This window comes from Sorangium sp. So ce367, from assembly GCF_051520455.1.
In the GTDB taxonomy this organism is placed as follows: domain Bacteria; phylum Myxococcota_A; class Polyangia; order Polyangiales; family Polyangiaceae; genus Sorangium; species Sorangium cellulosum_B.
In genome coordinates this window covers 2,670,917-2,683,948 of record NZ_CP150334.1, presented here as the reverse complement: position 1 = coordinate 2,683,948, position 13,032 = coordinate 2,670,917, and the positions used below count along the sequence as shown (strand labels likewise).

Annotated in this window: 12 protein-coding genes; 9 read left to right on the top strand and 3 right to left on the bottom strand. The window is 72.6% G+C overall.

The genetic code is table 11. From position 1 onward, the window contains the following. Positions 1–2: 2 nt before the first annotated feature. The 5 genes from WME97_RS10415 (at position 3) to WME97_RS10395 (ending at position 5,725) form a co-directional block, all read left to right on the top strand. A complete protein-coding gene (locus WME97_RS10415; protein ID WP_437551638.1) occupies positions 3–266 on the top strand; it encodes a monovalent cation/H(+) antiporter subunit G in 264 nt (87 codons plus the stop codon). Between the two features lie 136 nt (positions 267–402). Then, a complete protein-coding gene (locus WME97_RS10410; protein ID WP_437551636.1) occupies positions 403–1,659 on the top strand; it encodes a trypsin-like serine peptidase in 1,257 nt (418 codons plus the stop codon). Between the two features lie 144 nt (positions 1,660–1,803). Then, the gene (locus tag WME97_RS10405) at positions 1,804–4,245 is read left to right on the top strand and encodes a hypothetical protein (protein ID WP_437551635.1); all 2,442 of its coding nucleotides are present in this window, start codon (positions 1,804–1,806) and stop codon (positions 4,243–4,245) included. 26 nt (positions 4,246–4,271) lie between these two features. After that, positions 4,272–4,817 (top strand): hypothetical protein, encoded by a 546-nt coding sequence (locus WME97_RS10400; RefSeq protein WP_437551633.1) that lies wholly within the window; start codon positions 4,272–4,274, stop codon positions 4,815–4,817. Beyond that, positions 4,814–5,725, top strand: coding sequence for an HTTM domain-containing protein (locus WME97_RS10395; protein ID WP_437551631.1), 912 nt, complete (start codon positions 4,814–4,816; stop codon positions 5,723–5,725). Before WME97_RS10400 ends, WME97_RS10395 begins: the two co-directional genes overlap by 4 nt. A gap of 54 nt (positions 5,726–5,779) precedes the next feature. Here WME97_RS10395 and WME97_RS10390 read toward each other — a convergent pair whose 3' ends face one another. Beyond that, positions 5,780–6,001: a hypothetical protein gene (locus WME97_RS10390; RefSeq protein ID WP_437551629.1), complete on the bottom strand. Its 222-nt coding sequence runs from the start codon at positions 5,999–6,001 to the stop codon at positions 5,780–5,782. A gap of 370 nt (positions 6,002–6,371) precedes the next feature. On the opposite strand from WME97_RS10390, the gene WME97_RS10385 reads away from it, so the two are divergent. Together WME97_RS10385 and WME97_RS10380 are read left to right on the top strand one after the other, a co-directional pair. Beyond that, entirely contained in the window at positions 6,372–6,737 is a 366-nt protein-coding gene (locus tag WME97_RS10385; RefSeq protein ID WP_437551627.1) for a hypothetical protein, read from the top strand. Positions 6,738–6,864: 127 nt separating this feature from the next. Continuing rightward, positions 6,865–7,278, top strand: coding sequence for a hypothetical protein (locus WME97_RS10380; RefSeq protein ID WP_437551625.1), 414 nt, complete (start codon positions 6,865–6,867; stop codon positions 7,276–7,278). Positions 7,279–7,386: 108 nt separating this feature from the next. Here the strand turns inward: WME97_RS10380 and fbaA are convergent, their stop codons facing one another. Further along, a complete protein-coding gene (gene fbaA / locus WME97_RS10375; protein ID WP_437551623.1) occupies positions 7,387–8,460 on the bottom strand; it encodes a class II fructose-bisphosphate aldolase in 1,074 nt (357 codons plus the stop codon). 209 nt (positions 8,461–8,669) lie between these two features. On the opposite strand from fbaA, the gene WME97_RS10370 reads away from it, so the two are divergent. Next, positions 8,670–9,080 (top strand): nuclease A inhibitor family protein, encoded by a 411-nt coding sequence (locus tag WME97_RS10370; protein ID WP_437551621.1) that lies wholly within the window; start codon positions 8,670–8,672, stop codon positions 9,078–9,080. A 9-nt stretch (positions 9,081–9,089) separates the two neighbouring features. Here the strand turns inward: WME97_RS10370 and WME97_RS10365 are convergent, their stop codons facing one another. Continuing rightward, positions 9,090–10,097, bottom strand: coding sequence for a DNA/RNA non-specific endonuclease (locus WME97_RS10365; protein ID WP_437551619.1), 1,008 nt, complete (start codon positions 10,095–10,097; stop codon positions 9,090–9,092). Positions 10,098–10,242: 145 nt separating this feature from the next. On the opposite strand from WME97_RS10365, the gene WME97_RS10360 reads away from it, so the two are divergent. Next, the gene (locus WME97_RS10360) at positions 10,243–12,735 is read left to right on the top strand and encodes a TonB-dependent receptor plug domain-containing protein (protein ID WP_437551617.1); all 2,493 of its coding nucleotides are present in this window, start codon (positions 10,243–10,245) and stop codon (positions 12,733–12,735) included. Positions 12,736–13,032 lie beyond the last annotated feature (297 nt).

Below are 13,032 nucleotides of genomic sequence, written 5' to 3'. Positions count from 1 at the left end.
GCATGCCGGACCTGTTCACGCGCCTCCAGGTGACATCGAAGGCCTCGGTGTTCGGGATGACGTGCATCATCTCGGCCTCCGCCCTCCATTTCTACGACCCAGCCGTCACGACCCGGGCCATCGTCATCATCGCGTTCGTGGCGCTGACGATGCCCGTGGCGACGCACTTGCCCCGAGGCCATACGATCCTCGAGGCCGGCGACAGGCTCGAAGTGCTCGTGGAGCCGGCGGAGCTCGGCCGCGTGCGCGAGATCTTCGAGGCGTAGCACCACAGCCGCACCTTGACACCCCCGGCGCTCGGCGGGCAGGCGTGTTTGCCAGGCTCGCCATCCTCTCTTATCCTATGCGGTTCGCCCGCTTGCGCCGCTTCCACGCGGCGAGCCGGGACGAAGGGGGGTTGTAATGAACAGAATGATGCTGGTCGCTGGGTCGCTCCTCGCTCTCACGGGGTGTGCTGGGAACGTGGACGCTCCCGGCGCAGGCGGAACCGACGACGCTGACGGGTTCGAGACGGCGCCCGAGCCGCTCCGGGCGGGTGACGTCATCGCGTATGCGGCCGAGACGTCCCACCCGTACGCGGGTGGCTGGAAGCAGGCGATCACCTCGCCGGGCGCCACGTTCGTGCGCGTGCACTTCAACGACTTCTCTCTCGCGAAGGGTGATTATGTCACCGTCTCGAGCCCCGACGGCGCGCAGTCGTTCCGGTACGAGGATCGCGGCCCGAACGGGGACGGCGACGTCTGGGCGTTCGCCATCGACGGCGAGACGGCGATCGTCGAGCTGCATAGCAGCACCGGCGGTGGCCACGGGTTCTCGATCGCGGACATCGGCCACGGGACGCTCGCGATCGCCCCGGTTCCTGTGACATCGGGCGAGGCGACGCCGCACAGCGTCTCCCTCGAGAGGAGGCCCGGCGGAGGCACGCCGGATGTCGTGTGTGCCACGGAGGGTCGCGAAGCCATCGCGTGCCACGATCTCAACGCCCAGCAAAGACCTGTGGCGCGGCTGAGCTTCGTGAGAGACGGGGGCATGTACCTGTGCACGGGTTGGCTGATCGCCGGGAAAAACCGCAACACGCTCATCACCAACAACCATTGCATCAGCACCCAGACAGAGGCGACCAGCCTCGAGGCCCGCTTCGGTTACCAGTATATGGACTGCCTTCGCTCGACCATGGCAACCGATCAGCGCTTCGGTGGCAGCACCCTCCTCAAGACGAACAGCCGGACCCGCACCCGTTCCAGAGGTGGCCTCGATTACACGCTGATCCAGCTATCGGGCGACCCCCAGACGACCTGGGGCGTGCTCACCCCGACGACGAAGGCCCCCAGCGTCGGCAACCTCATCAACTTCATCCAGCACCCGGGCGGGCGCCCGAAAGAGATCGGCTTCTGGAGGGATGACGCGCATACCCTCCGCTGCCAGATCGACGCGATCGATCAGACCTACTCCGGCACGCTCTCTGGATCGCAGATCGGCTACTCGTGCGACAGCGAAGGCGGATCGAGCGGGTCGCCGATCATCGACGCCGGCACGGGCAGGGCGTTCGGCCTCCACCACCTCGCCAACGTCGCCTGGTTCTCCTGCAGGAACGGAGGAACAGAGATGTCCGCGATCTGCGCGGACGCCGGCGACCTCATCAGCTGCGTCAACAATTGAGTCGGACACAGTTGTGTCGCGCCTCCGCCGCTCCAGGCCAACGGCGCCGGTGTCGAGCGCCTTGAGACCGCTCGCCCCCCGAACTGCGGTCAGGCGACGGCGGCGATCGTGCGCGCCAGGCGCCGTGTTAAGCGTCGCCGCACCATGCAGGCGCCCGACACCGATCCCCCCCCGCCCTCGGGGCCGCTCCAGGACAGCACCCCCCCGGCCGAATCCCCCACGCTCGCCAGCCGCGGCGCCGCCTCCCGGCGCCCGCCCGGGCGCCGCTGGGCCGTCGGGCTGCTCAGCGCCCTGCACGCCCCCGTCTTCGCCTGGGCCGCGCTCTCCCTCCCCTTCCGGCCGTGGACGCTCTTCGCCGTGGTCACCGCCGCGCTCGCGCTGCTCCACGCCGCGACCGCCGTCCTCTCGCTCCTCCCCCACCCGCTCGCGCCGCGTGCCTTCCGCGCGACGTCGTTCTGCTCGCTCGGCTACCTCACCTTCCTGAGCTTCGGGCTGCTCTCCTCCGCCGTCTACGTCGCCTCGCTGAACCGCGGCCTCGGCACCGGCATCGCGGCGGCGCTGCTCGCGGTCTGGGCGGTCGTCGCGCTCCTCACGCTGCCGCTCGCGTGCTGGGGCGTCGCCTCGACCGGCGGCCTCCGCCTGCTCCGCGCGAAGCGCCGGCCCTCGCGCGCGCTCGCCGCGCTCGCCGCGCTGGTCGTCCTGGCCGCCCTCTCGCTGCTCTTCCGCCACCGCGTCGCCAAGGCCGACGTCGTGCCCGTGCCGGGCGGCGCGCCGTCGCGCACCGGGGCGGCGCTGCGCGAGGCGCTCGCTTCCTTCGACGCGCTCCCGCCGCCGCCGGCCAAGGCGCCCTCGCTCATGACCACGGCGCCGGCCGCGTGCGCCGCGCCCCCGGAGCCCGACCGCCCCACCCTCGTCGTCACCCACCTCACCGGCGGCCGCGACCCCGAACGCGCCGCCGTCGCGACCCGCTGCCTCCAGCCCGCGCCGGGCGAGGACGCCGCGGCGGCGCTGCGCGGCGCGCTCGCCGAGGCCCTGCGCGGCCCGCTCAAGATCGACGTCGTCTCGGCCACGCAGCCGCTCGCCTCCCCCGGCCCGGGCCTCGACGGGCTGTCGCTGCGCCCCGGGCTCGACGGCCTCTGCCTCGCGGAGCGGTGCCTCATGCCGTGGCAGCTCCTCGCGCTCGACGCGTTCAACACGAACGCGCCGCTGGCCGGCGTCCCCGACTTCCGCTTCGGCGTGGATCTCGCGGTCCTGCGCCGCGCCCTCGGCGAGCCCGAGCCGCCCGGCGGCCCCACCGCCGGCGGCGCCGCGCTGCGGGACGGCCTCGTGCGGATCGAGACGCTCAGCTACGCCGTCGACGCCGACGGCGCGCTCCACCTCCTGTCGCGGATCGGAGAGCCGTCGGTCCCGCTCACCGAGGCGACCGCGCAGCAGGCGGCGGCCGCGGCCCAGCGCTACATCCTCGGGGCGCAGCGGAAGGACGGCATGTTCCGCTACATCGTCGACCCCTTCACCGGGCGCGCCTCGTTCGACGGGTTCTCGATCGCGCGGCAGGCGGGCACGACGCTCGCCCTGTGCGAGCTCGGGGTCGGCGCCGAGGGCGTGCCTGCGTCGCCGGAGCTCGCGAAGGTGGTGCAGCGCTCGCTCGGGCTGCTCGCGAAGCTCGAGCGCAGGGCCGGCGAAGCCGACTCCGTCGGCGCGCTCTTCTACCCCAAGGACAGCCCCGGGACGATCGCGGGCCTCAACCCCACGGCGCTGAGCCTTGTCACGTTCCTCTCGTGCCGCGACGCGCACGGAACGCACGACGCGCTCATCGGGCGGCTCGCCCGCATGGTGCTCGCCACGCAGCGGGACGACGGCGGCTTCGCGCCGCAGCTCGACCTCGCGCGCGTCGCGCCCGTCCTCGGCCCGACGCAGCTCTACGAGGGAGGCCAGTCGGTGCTCGCGCTGACGCTGCTCGAGGCGCTCGCCGCCCGCGAGCCGAGCCCCGAGTACCCGCCCGCGACCGCCGTGCGCGCCGCCGTCGATCGCGCCATGGACTACTACGCGAACCGCTACTGGGACCATTTCGCCAGTGATTTCGTGTACATGGAGGAGAACTGGCACTGCCTCGCGGCGCGCGCGGCGCTCGGTCACCACCGCCGCGACGACTACGAGCGGTTCTGCCTCGACTACGTGGCGTTCAAGTCGCGGCTCGTGCTCGACGAGGACAGCAAGGTGACGCCCGATCTCGTGGGCGGGTACGGGTTCGGCAACGTGCTGCCGCCGCACAACACGGCGACGGCGGGGTTCGGCGAGGCGCTGGCCGCGGCGATGGCGGTCAAGGAGGCGCGCGGGGAGGACCTCGCGCCCGACCAGGCGCTGATGCGGCGGGTGCTCGGGTTCCTCGTGCGGCAGCAGTGGTCGCCCGCGACCTGCTTCGCGTGCAGCCGCGACGTGATCATCGAGGGGGGCTTCAGCGAGAGCATGGCGTCTCCCCGGATCCGCATCGATTACGTGCAGCACGCCTGGGCCGCGCTCGGCCACGGGGGCCGGATGCTCGGGCTCGTGCCAGGGCGGAGCGCGCCGGCGGCGGGGCCTCTGTGAGCGCGGGCGGCGAGGGAGAGGCCGTCGTGAGCGCTGGCGCCGGCGGTGGACCGAGCCCGCAGGGCGGCGCCGTGAGCGCCGGGGCCGGCGGTGGATCGAACCCGCGCGGGGCCGCTCGCTTCGGCGAGCGCCGGGCATACGCGTACGGCGTGACCGCCGCGTTCCTGCTCCTCATGCTCGCCCCGCTGTTCCGCCGCCCTCCGGTCGACAGCTTTCCGCTGTCGACCTACCCGATGTTCTCGTGGGGCCGCCACGACGCGCGGACCGCCGTGGAGCGCGCCGTCGGCGTGGACTCCCGGGGCGGGCGGCGGCCGATCCCGCCGCGCCTCGTGGGCAGCGAGGAGGTGCTGCAGGCCAAGGCCACGCTGGCGCAGAGCATCCGCCAGGGCGCCCGCGCGGCCCGCGCGCTCTGCCGCGGCATCGCGTCGCGCGTCGCGGCGCAGGACGGCTACGCGGATGTCGTCGCGGTCGAGATCCGGACCGACACCTTCGATGCCGTCGCGTTCTTCGAGGGGCAGGAGGCCCCGATCGACGCCAAGCTCCACGCGACGTGCAAGGTGGGCGCGCGATGAGGCGGCTCCTTGCGCGGTTCGACCGCGCCTTCTTCGCGGAGGCGCCCGCCGAGCGGCTCGCGCTCTTGCGGCTCCTGGTCGGCGGCTTCGCCCTCGTGTACCTCTGCGTCCGCGCTGTGCACTTCCAGCGGGTGAGCCACCTGCCCGCGGAGAGCTTCAGGCCCGTCGGCGTGGTCTCGGTGCTGTCCGCGCCGCTCCCCCTCTGGGCGGTACAGAGCCTCCTTGGCGCGGCGATCGCCGCCGGCGCGGCGTTCGTGGCGGGCTACCGGTTCCGCGTCGCCGGGCCCGTCTTCGGCGCGCTCCTGCTCTGGGTGCTGAGCTACCGGAGCTCCTGGGGCATGGTGTTCCACACCGAGAACCTCCTCGCGCTCCACGTCATCGCGCTCGGCCTCGGGGCCGCGGCGGACGCGCACTCGCTCGACGCGCGCGCGGCGCGCGCGTCGTCGGAGCGTGCCCCCGCGCCGGCGCCGGACGGCCGCTATGGCTGGCCGATCCGGCTATTCTGCGCGATCACGGTGATGTCGTATTTCATCGCCGGGGTCACGAAGCTCCGGAACAGCGGCCTCGACTGGGCGACGAGCGACATCCTCCGCAACTACATCGCTTACGACAACGTCCGGAAGATCGCGCTCGGCGACACGCACTCGCCGCTCGGCGGCGCGCTCGTCCGCTACCCGTTCCTGTTCCCGCCCCTCGCGCTCGCCAGCCTGGCGATGGAGCTCGGCGCGCCGCTCGCCCTGTTCAGCCGGCGCGTCGCGGTCGTCTTCTGCGGCGCCGCCTGGCTCTTCCACCTCGGCGTGCTGCTCACGATGGCGATCCTGTTCCCGTACCCGCTTCTCGGCGTGGCGTTCGCGGGGTTCTTCGAGCTGGAGAAGCTGCGCGATCTGAGGCGCCCGCGCCGCGCGTGAGCGCAGCCATCGGGGACGGGAGGTCGTGAGGGGCGCTCCCGGGCTCGCGCGCCGCTACGAGGGCTCGACCGGCTCCTCGTCGAACGGCTCGCAGACGAGGTAGACCTTCTTCCCGCTCGGATGGATCGCGAGCGTCGCGTAGCGCGGGCAAGCGAAGCACTCCCGCGCGTCCACCGTCGCCGCCCGCCGCGGGCAGCGCACCCTCCGTGGTTCGGTGCCTCCCCCCTCGACCTCGATCCACACCAGCTTGTCCGATTCCTCCAGATGACAGGCCATGGCGCCCTCCTCCCGCGGCATCCGCCGATGAAAGGAGGTTTGCAATCATCGAGCCGGAAGATGTCGACCCGCGGCGCCGCCATGGCGAGCCGCCAGGACCGCACCCGGCTCGCGCCTGTTGCCGTCGATTCCCATGCTCCTTCATGGCTCCTCACGTCGTCGCTCGGCGGCGGGGCGGGCTGCTGCTCCTCGCCCCGGGCTCCGGGGCGCACGCCCTGCGCCGAGAGGCGCGCGGAATGCATTTACGATGCATGAGGGACGGGCCCTGCCGCGCCGGCCGGGCCCACGCCTCGGCGCAGCGCATGGCGCACCCCTTGCTGCGTCGTACCTGCTGCGGTGGACGCCGCAGCGCTCTTCACAGGGGGTCGCGATGGCAGACTGGCTCGTCGTGCTGCTGGCGGCTGCTGGAGGCGTCGCAGCGTTGATCGTCGGGACGAGAAGCCTGCTCGCCCGGCGGCATTACCACACCTCGGAGACCACCCTGGTCTGTCCACGGACCGGGGCTCCCGTGCGGTGCCGACTCGTCGTCGACGGCCGCTCCGAGGAGTCCGTCGAGGTCGCACACTGCTCGCTTCTCCCCGGCGGGCGGCCCACGTGCGAGCAGGACTGTGTGAAGCTCCTGAACCTGGGCATCCGGCTCGCGCCCCTCGAGCCGGCGCGTCCACCACGAACGCACGAGCGCGCTGACGCGGGCGAGCCCGGCGCCGGCGAGGAGCCCGGCCCGCCCTCGCCCTGATGGGACCGGGGGCTCGTGGCGCGCAAGGCGTGCGCCGCCCCGCACTCCCTGCATCACGCAACGCGCCGGCCGCCCGCGGCCGCCCGGGAGCCGTGATGGCACATCGCGTGCTGTCATGGCCGGAACCATGGCTTTCCAGATACCGAAGATGGCGACCCGCTCCTCGGCCAACCTGCCGATCGCGATGGTCCTCCTGGCGACTGGCTCCCTGCTGTGGATCCGCGCCGCGCTGCGCACGCCGGGCGCGCTGGACATGACCCCCAGCGTCGACGGCTGCCTCACGGTGGGGATCGTCGGCGTGCTGCTCGCGTTGCTTCACGGCGTCACGTACCCGACAGCGCTCCTGTCGATCGCGGCCCCGATCGCCCTCGCGCAGTTCCTTGCCACCGGGGGTTCGGGCTTCGCTTTCCTGCCCGTGCTGGGGATCGAGCTCACCGCGCTCGGCCTCTTCGGCCTGCCGCTCTCCCGGCTGCCTCGCCGCCGCCCTGCGGTGACGGCGCCGGTGCGCTCGCTGAGCACGGCGCACCCGTCGCCCTCGTGAGCAGCCAGCCGCTTGCGGGTCGATCGACGCACCGCGGTGTCGCCGCGGCGCGGTGGGACAGGCGTCGCTCCGGCCCCGCGTGAGCGGGGCCTTCGCTTTCGCCGCGGATCAGAACTCGAACTTGTCGAACGAGTTCAGGTCCTTGCACGCGTCGACGAGGCGCGCCGCCACGCCCTTCTCGCCGAGGTGGAGCCAGCCGCGCGGGTCGATGTACTTCTTGTTGGGCTTGTCCTCGCCCTCGGGGTTGCCGAGCTGCGACTTCAGGTAGGCGCCCTTGTCGTCCATGTACTTCTTGATGGGCTGCGTGAAGGCCCACTGCGTGTCCGTGTCGATGTTCATCTTGATGACGCCGTAGGACACCGCCTCGCGGATCTCCTCGCGCGACGAGCCGGAGCCGCCGTGGAACACGAAGTCGACAGGCTTCGGGCCCGTCTTGCGCTCCTTCTGGATCGCGTCCTGGGAGTTCTTCAGGATGGGCGGCCGGAGCTGCACGTTGCCCGGCTTGTAGACGCCGTGCGTGTTGCCGAACGACGCGGCGATCGTGAAGTTGCCGATCGGCTTCAGCGCGTCGTACGCGGCGAGCACCTCCGCGGGCTGGGTGTACAGCTTGGAGTTGTCGATGCCGCTGTTGTCGACGCCGTCCTCCTCGCCGCCCGTGACGCCGAGCTCGATCTCGAGCGTCATCTTGAGCGCCGCCATCTGCCGCAGGTACTTCTGGCAGATCTCGAGGTTCTCGTGGAGCGGCTCCTCGGACAGATCGAGCATGTGAGAGGAGAACAGGGGCTCTCCGTTCTTCTCGAAGAACTTCTTGCCGTGCTCCAGCAAGCCGTCGATCCACGGCAGGAGCTTCTTCGCGGCGTGATCGGTGTGCAGGATGACCGGCACGCCGTAGGCCTCGGCCAGGTTCCGCACGTAGTGCGCGCCCGCGACGGCGCCCGCGATGGCGGCCTTCTCACCCTTGTTGTCCAGGAACTTGCCGCCGAAGAAGTGGGCGCCGCCGTTCGAGAACTGGATGATGATGGGGCACTTGGCCTCCCGGGCCGCCTGGAGCGCGGCGGTCGTGCTGTGCGAGCCGATCACGTTCACGGCCGGCAGCGCACACTCGACGCTCTTCATGTACTCGAACAGCTCCTGAAGAGCGGAGCCAGTGATCACGCCGGGCTTGAGCTTCATCTTGGACATGGCACTTGAATCCTTGTTCCTTGCTCGGGTCTCGCCCGAGCATGCAACGCGGCGAAGGAAAGCGGAAGGGTGGATCGGATCCGCAGGGCGGGCGGGTCCGGGTACCATCGCCAAAGCCCAGGGAGCAAGCGGATTCTCCGCTGGCTCCACGGTGGAATGATCACCCCACGGCGAGCTTGCCCTCGCCGAGCAGCCGCCCGGAGATCCGCATGCAGGCCTCATCCATCTCGCCCGAAGAGCTCCTCGCGTCCCTCGCGGAGGCCGCGCAGGGCCTGCTGTTCCCCAGCGAGTCCGATCACGAGCTGCGCCCGTTCCGGTCGCGCGGGGACGCGTCCTCGCCGGCCGCGCTGCTCGCGGCCGAGGGCCTCGGCGCGGCGACGCCGGTCGAGGTCACGACGGCGGGCGACCTCTTCGCGCCCGTGATCGACGTGCCCGGGGACGCCGGCGACGCGGCGCTGGCCGAGGCGGGGCGGTACCGGCGGCTCGTGGACCTGCTGGAGCGCCACCTGACCGACGTCCGGGTCTACCGCGTCGGGCGCGTCGCGATCGATGTCTACGTCGTCGGCCGCCATCCGTCGGGCGCGTGGCTCGGCCTCGTGACGAAGGTCGTCGAGACCTGAGCGCGCCGCTCAGCGGCCGCCGGCGGGCCCGTCGTCGACGCGCGCCTCGAGCGTCCGCTGCACGGCCTCGGGGAGGGCGGTCATGAGGTCGTAGCCCGCGCGCCGCTCGATCTCGTCCACCGTCGTCCGGTACTGCCCCCAGCCCTGATCGAGGATGCCCGTCTCGTTCGGCATCACCACCGCGATGACCCGCGTCGCCGGGCCGACGTCGCCGGGCCCCTGCCCCGGCTCGAGGACCACGGCGACCTTGAAGAACGCGTCCGGCACGGCGACGTCCTTGCCGATGGTGGCGGCCGGTCGCTCGCGCTCGTCGAAGAGGCCGCCGGCGATCAGGAACAGCGCCCGCCGCTCCTTCTGCGCGAGCTCCTGGCACGCCTCCTCGAGCCTCAGCCACGGACCGGCGTTGAGCTCGTGCCGCTGCGGCAGGATGTTCGTGAGGAGGAACGTCGCCTTGTTGTCGTCGGGGTTCCGCGTCCGCTCCTCGGAACGGACCATGTGGCCTCGATCGAAGCCGGAGCCGGTGTAGTCGTCGTGCTGCACGCGGTACCAGCCGTCCGGCAGCGCGCTGTCGGCCAGGAATTTGCCACGATGGCGGGGCGCGTCCCCGAACGACGCGGCGTCGAGCCGCCAGCCGACCCAGTTCGCCACGTTCCTGGAGCGGTTGTAGGAGAGGGCGTACTGGGGCTTGATCATCAGGTGATCGTCGGACGCGTCGGCCCGCGCGGCGCGCGCTCCCGCGCGGGCCGGGACGCCGAGATCGAGATGCGGGCTCGGCGCGGGCGGGCGCGAGGAGGGCGCGTCCTTCGGCGGAGCGCCCTTCGGCGGCGAGGCGCTGCCGGATCGGCCGGGCGTCGGCGATGGCCTGGAGGGGCGGTCGCCGCCGAGATCGAGGCCGAGCTCCTCGAGCACGCGATCGAGGCCGCACTTGACCCCCACCGCGCTGAGCCCGGTCACGAGGAGCGCGACGAGCACGCGCGAACCCCAGGACTTCTGTTGTCGCTTCCTGTTCGAGCCCACGTCGACGCTGCCAGCTATCTACGGCAGGGACGGCACGGTCGTCCAGCGCGACCTCGGCGAGGCGCGCAGCGCTCGGCCCGAAATGCGCGCCGGTACGTTTTGCTTGAGCGTGCCGCCGCGACTCTCCATGGTTTCCGGAGCGCCGATGGAGGAGCCGGAGCACAGCGATCTGCGACGCCGGAGGACGCGCGGCTCCGCGGCCGTCGCGGTGGCCGCGGCGACCGGCGCCCTCGTCGCCTTCACCGACGGCGAGGCCACGGCGGTTCCCGCGCAGGAGCAGGCCCCTGCGGCGCCCGCGGCGGCCACGCAGGGCGCCCGGGTCACGATGCCGTCGCCGCTCGGCCCCACCGAACCGCCTTACCCGCCCGGCGGCGTCGGCGACGCGACCGTGGTCGCCCGCATCACGGTGTACGCGGACGGTACCGTGGGCGCGGTCGAGGTGGAGGGCGAGGAGCCGTTCGCGAGCGCGGCCGCGCGCGCGGCGCCGTCGTGGCGGTTCGAGCCCGCCCGGCGCGACGGGCGGCCCATCGGCGCGCGCATCCTGTTCCCCGTGAGGTTCCGCGATCCTCGCGCCGCGGCGCCGGCCGCGGCTCCTGCCGCGCCGGCCGCGCCTCCTGCCGCGCCCGCCGGGCCCGCGCCGCCCCGCGGGAGCGTCGCGACGGTGCCGCCCTCGCCGCCGGCTGCCGCGCAGGCCATCGACGTGGTGGTGGTGGGCGAACGCGGGGCGCCGATGACGACGTCGATGACGCGCGAGGAGGTTCGCCAGGTGCCCGGCGCGTTCGGCGATCCTTTCCGCGCGATCGAGGCGATGCCCGGCGTGACGCCCATCGCGTCCGGCGTGCCGTACTTCTTCGTGCGCGGCGCGCCGCCGGGCAACGTCGGCTACTTCATCGACGGCGTGCGCGTCCCGCTGCTCTATCACGTGGCGCTCGGCCCCAGCGTGATCCACCCGGCGCTCGTCGAGCGGGTCGATCTCTACCCCGGCGGCTTCCCGGCGCGCTTCGGGCGCTACACCGGCGGCGTCATCGCCGGCGAGACCCGGGAGCCGTCGCGCCTGCTCCACGGCGAGGCCAACCTCCGGCTCTTCGACGCCGGCGCCCTTGTCGAGGCGCCCTGGGCCGACGGCCGCGGCACCGCGCTCGTCGGCGGGCGCTACGCGTACCCGGGCGCGCTGCTCGCGCTCTTCTCGCCCGGCATCGAGCTCGGCTACTGGGACTACCAGGCGCGCGTCACCTACGACGCCTCGCCGTACGACCGGGTCGGCCTCTTCGCCTTCGGGTCGCACGACTACCTCGCCCAGATCGAGGACGACGGCGACAAGGACGTGGTGCTCGCCGGCGACTTCCACCGGCTCGACCTCCGCTACGACAGGTTCTTCGCGCGCGGCGGCCGCCTCCGGCACGCGATCACGCTCGGCCACGAGGAGAGCGAGAACCAGGACGGGGAGCGGGCCGGGCGCGCCCGCCTCGTCGGGGCGCGCGTGGAGCTGTCCGCGCCGGTCTCCGAGCGGCTGACGGCGCGCGCCGGCGCCGACGCGCAGCTGGAGCGGTTCGACATCGACATCCGCGAGAACGACGGCGACTTCCCGACCCGGAACGACAGGGCGCTCGCGCGCCTCTTCACGAGCCGGGAGGACCTCGCCGCGGGGCTCTGGGCCGACGTCGTCGTCCGCGTCGCGCCCGGGTTCGAGGTGATCCCGGGCCTGCGCGGCGACCTCTTCGCGTCCGGCGGCGCGACGAGGGCCACGGTGGACCCGCGGCTCGCGACGCGGCTGCAAGCGACCCCGCGCGTCGCCCTGCTGAGCGCCTTCGGCGTGACCCACCAGCCGCCGAGCTTCCTCGGCGCGGTGCCCGGCATGCAGGTGGGCGGCCTGCGCGGCGGCGTGCAGACGGGGCTCTTGGCGAGCGCCGGCGTCGAGCTCCGCCTCCCCGGGGAGATCAAGGCCACGATCACCGGGTTCCGGAGCGGCTTCCTCGACCTGAGCGACGCCCTCGGCAACCGGCCTCCCGGCACCGACGCTGGCCTCGCGCAGCGGGCCGAGCTGCGCGGCGACGGCAGCGCCCACGGGCTGGAGATCCACGCGCACCGCAGCCTGTCGAAGCGCATCGGAGGGTTCGTGTCCTACACCCTCTCCCGCTCCGTCCGCCATGTCGGCCGGGAGAGCTTCGACTCGGCGTTCGACCGCCGCCATGTGCTCAACATGGCGGGCGCTGTCGACGTGGGCCGCGGCTGGAAGCTCGGGGGCAGGGCGGTGTTCTACAGCGGCATTCCCATGACGGTCGATTACGACCTCTGGGACAACGACGGCGTCGATGGGCAGCGCCCGGATGGCAACGACGACCGCCCCGACACGGAGCAGGACATCCGGCGCCGCGAGCAGCTGCGCGAGCGGATCGCCCAGGTGGTCCGCCGGCTGAGCCTGCCAGAGCGACTGCCGGCGTTCTTCCGGCTGGACGTGCGGCTCGAGAAGCGGTGGATCCTCCGCGAAGGACGGACCCTCTCGCTCACGGTCGAGGTGCTCAACGCCACCGCTGGAAAAGAGACGCTGCAATACGAGTGCTCGCTCCTGCGCGGATGCGAGCCGGAGACGCTCGGACCCATCATCCTGCCGAGCATCGGCGCCGAAGCGACCTTCTGAGCGGCATTGACGTCATCGCGCCGCGAGCAGCGCTCGCGCTCACCAGGGGCGGCGCGGCTGCGCGCCCGCGCCGCCGAGGATCGCCGGGATCACCCGCGGGGGCGCGATCGCCCGTGCCCCCGCGAGCGCAATGCAGCGGAGCCACAAAAATCCCATATCGATTCATCCAACGACTTCCGTGCCGCGATGGCGTCTCCTGGCCATGACGTCCGGCAAGAGCGATAAAGCAGGGGGAGATTTGTTCGCCAGCACAGAAGTCGTCGTGATGACGCCTTCCGTGGCACATGTGCCGAGACC

Excerpts from the sequence above, each read along its gene's own strand:
- WME97_RS10415 (WP_437551638.1), top strand. The coding sequence starts at position 3 with ATGCCGGACCTGTTCACGCGCCTCCAGGTGACATCGAAGGCCTCGGTG.
- WME97_RS10410 (WP_437551636.1), top strand. The coding sequence starts at position 403 with ATGAACAGAATGATGCTGGTCGCTGGGTCGCTCCTCGCTCTCACGGGG.
- WME97_RS10405 (WP_437551635.1), top strand. The coding sequence starts at position 1,804 with ATGCAGGCGCCCGACACCGATCCCCCCCCGCCCTCGGGGCCGCTCCAG.
- WME97_RS10395 (WP_437551631.1), top strand. The coding sequence starts at position 4,814 with ATGAGGCGGCTCCTTGCGCGGTTCGACCGCGCCTTCTTCGCGGAGGCG.
- WME97_RS10390 (WP_437551629.1), bottom strand. The coding sequence starts at position 6,001 with ATGGCCTGTCATCTGGAGGAATCGGACAAGCTGGTGTGGATCGAGGTC.
- WME97_RS10385 (WP_437551627.1), top strand. The coding sequence starts at position 6,372 with ATGGCAGACTGGCTCGTCGTGCTGCTGGCGGCTGCTGGAGGCGTCGCA.
- WME97_RS10380 (WP_437551625.1), top strand. The coding sequence starts at position 6,865 with ATGGCTTTCCAGATACCGAAGATGGCGACCCGCTCCTCGGCCAACCTG.
- fbaA (WP_437551623.1), bottom strand. The coding sequence starts at position 8,460 with ATGTCCAAGATGAAGCTCAAGCCCGGCGTGATCACTGGCTCCGCTCTT.
- WME97_RS10370 (WP_437551621.1), top strand. The coding sequence starts at position 8,670 with ATGCAGGCCTCATCCATCTCGCCCGAAGAGCTCCTCGCGTCCCTCGCG.
- WME97_RS10360 (WP_437551617.1), top strand. The coding sequence starts at position 10,243 with ATGGAGGAGCCGGAGCACAGCGATCTGCGACGCCGGAGGACGCGCGGC.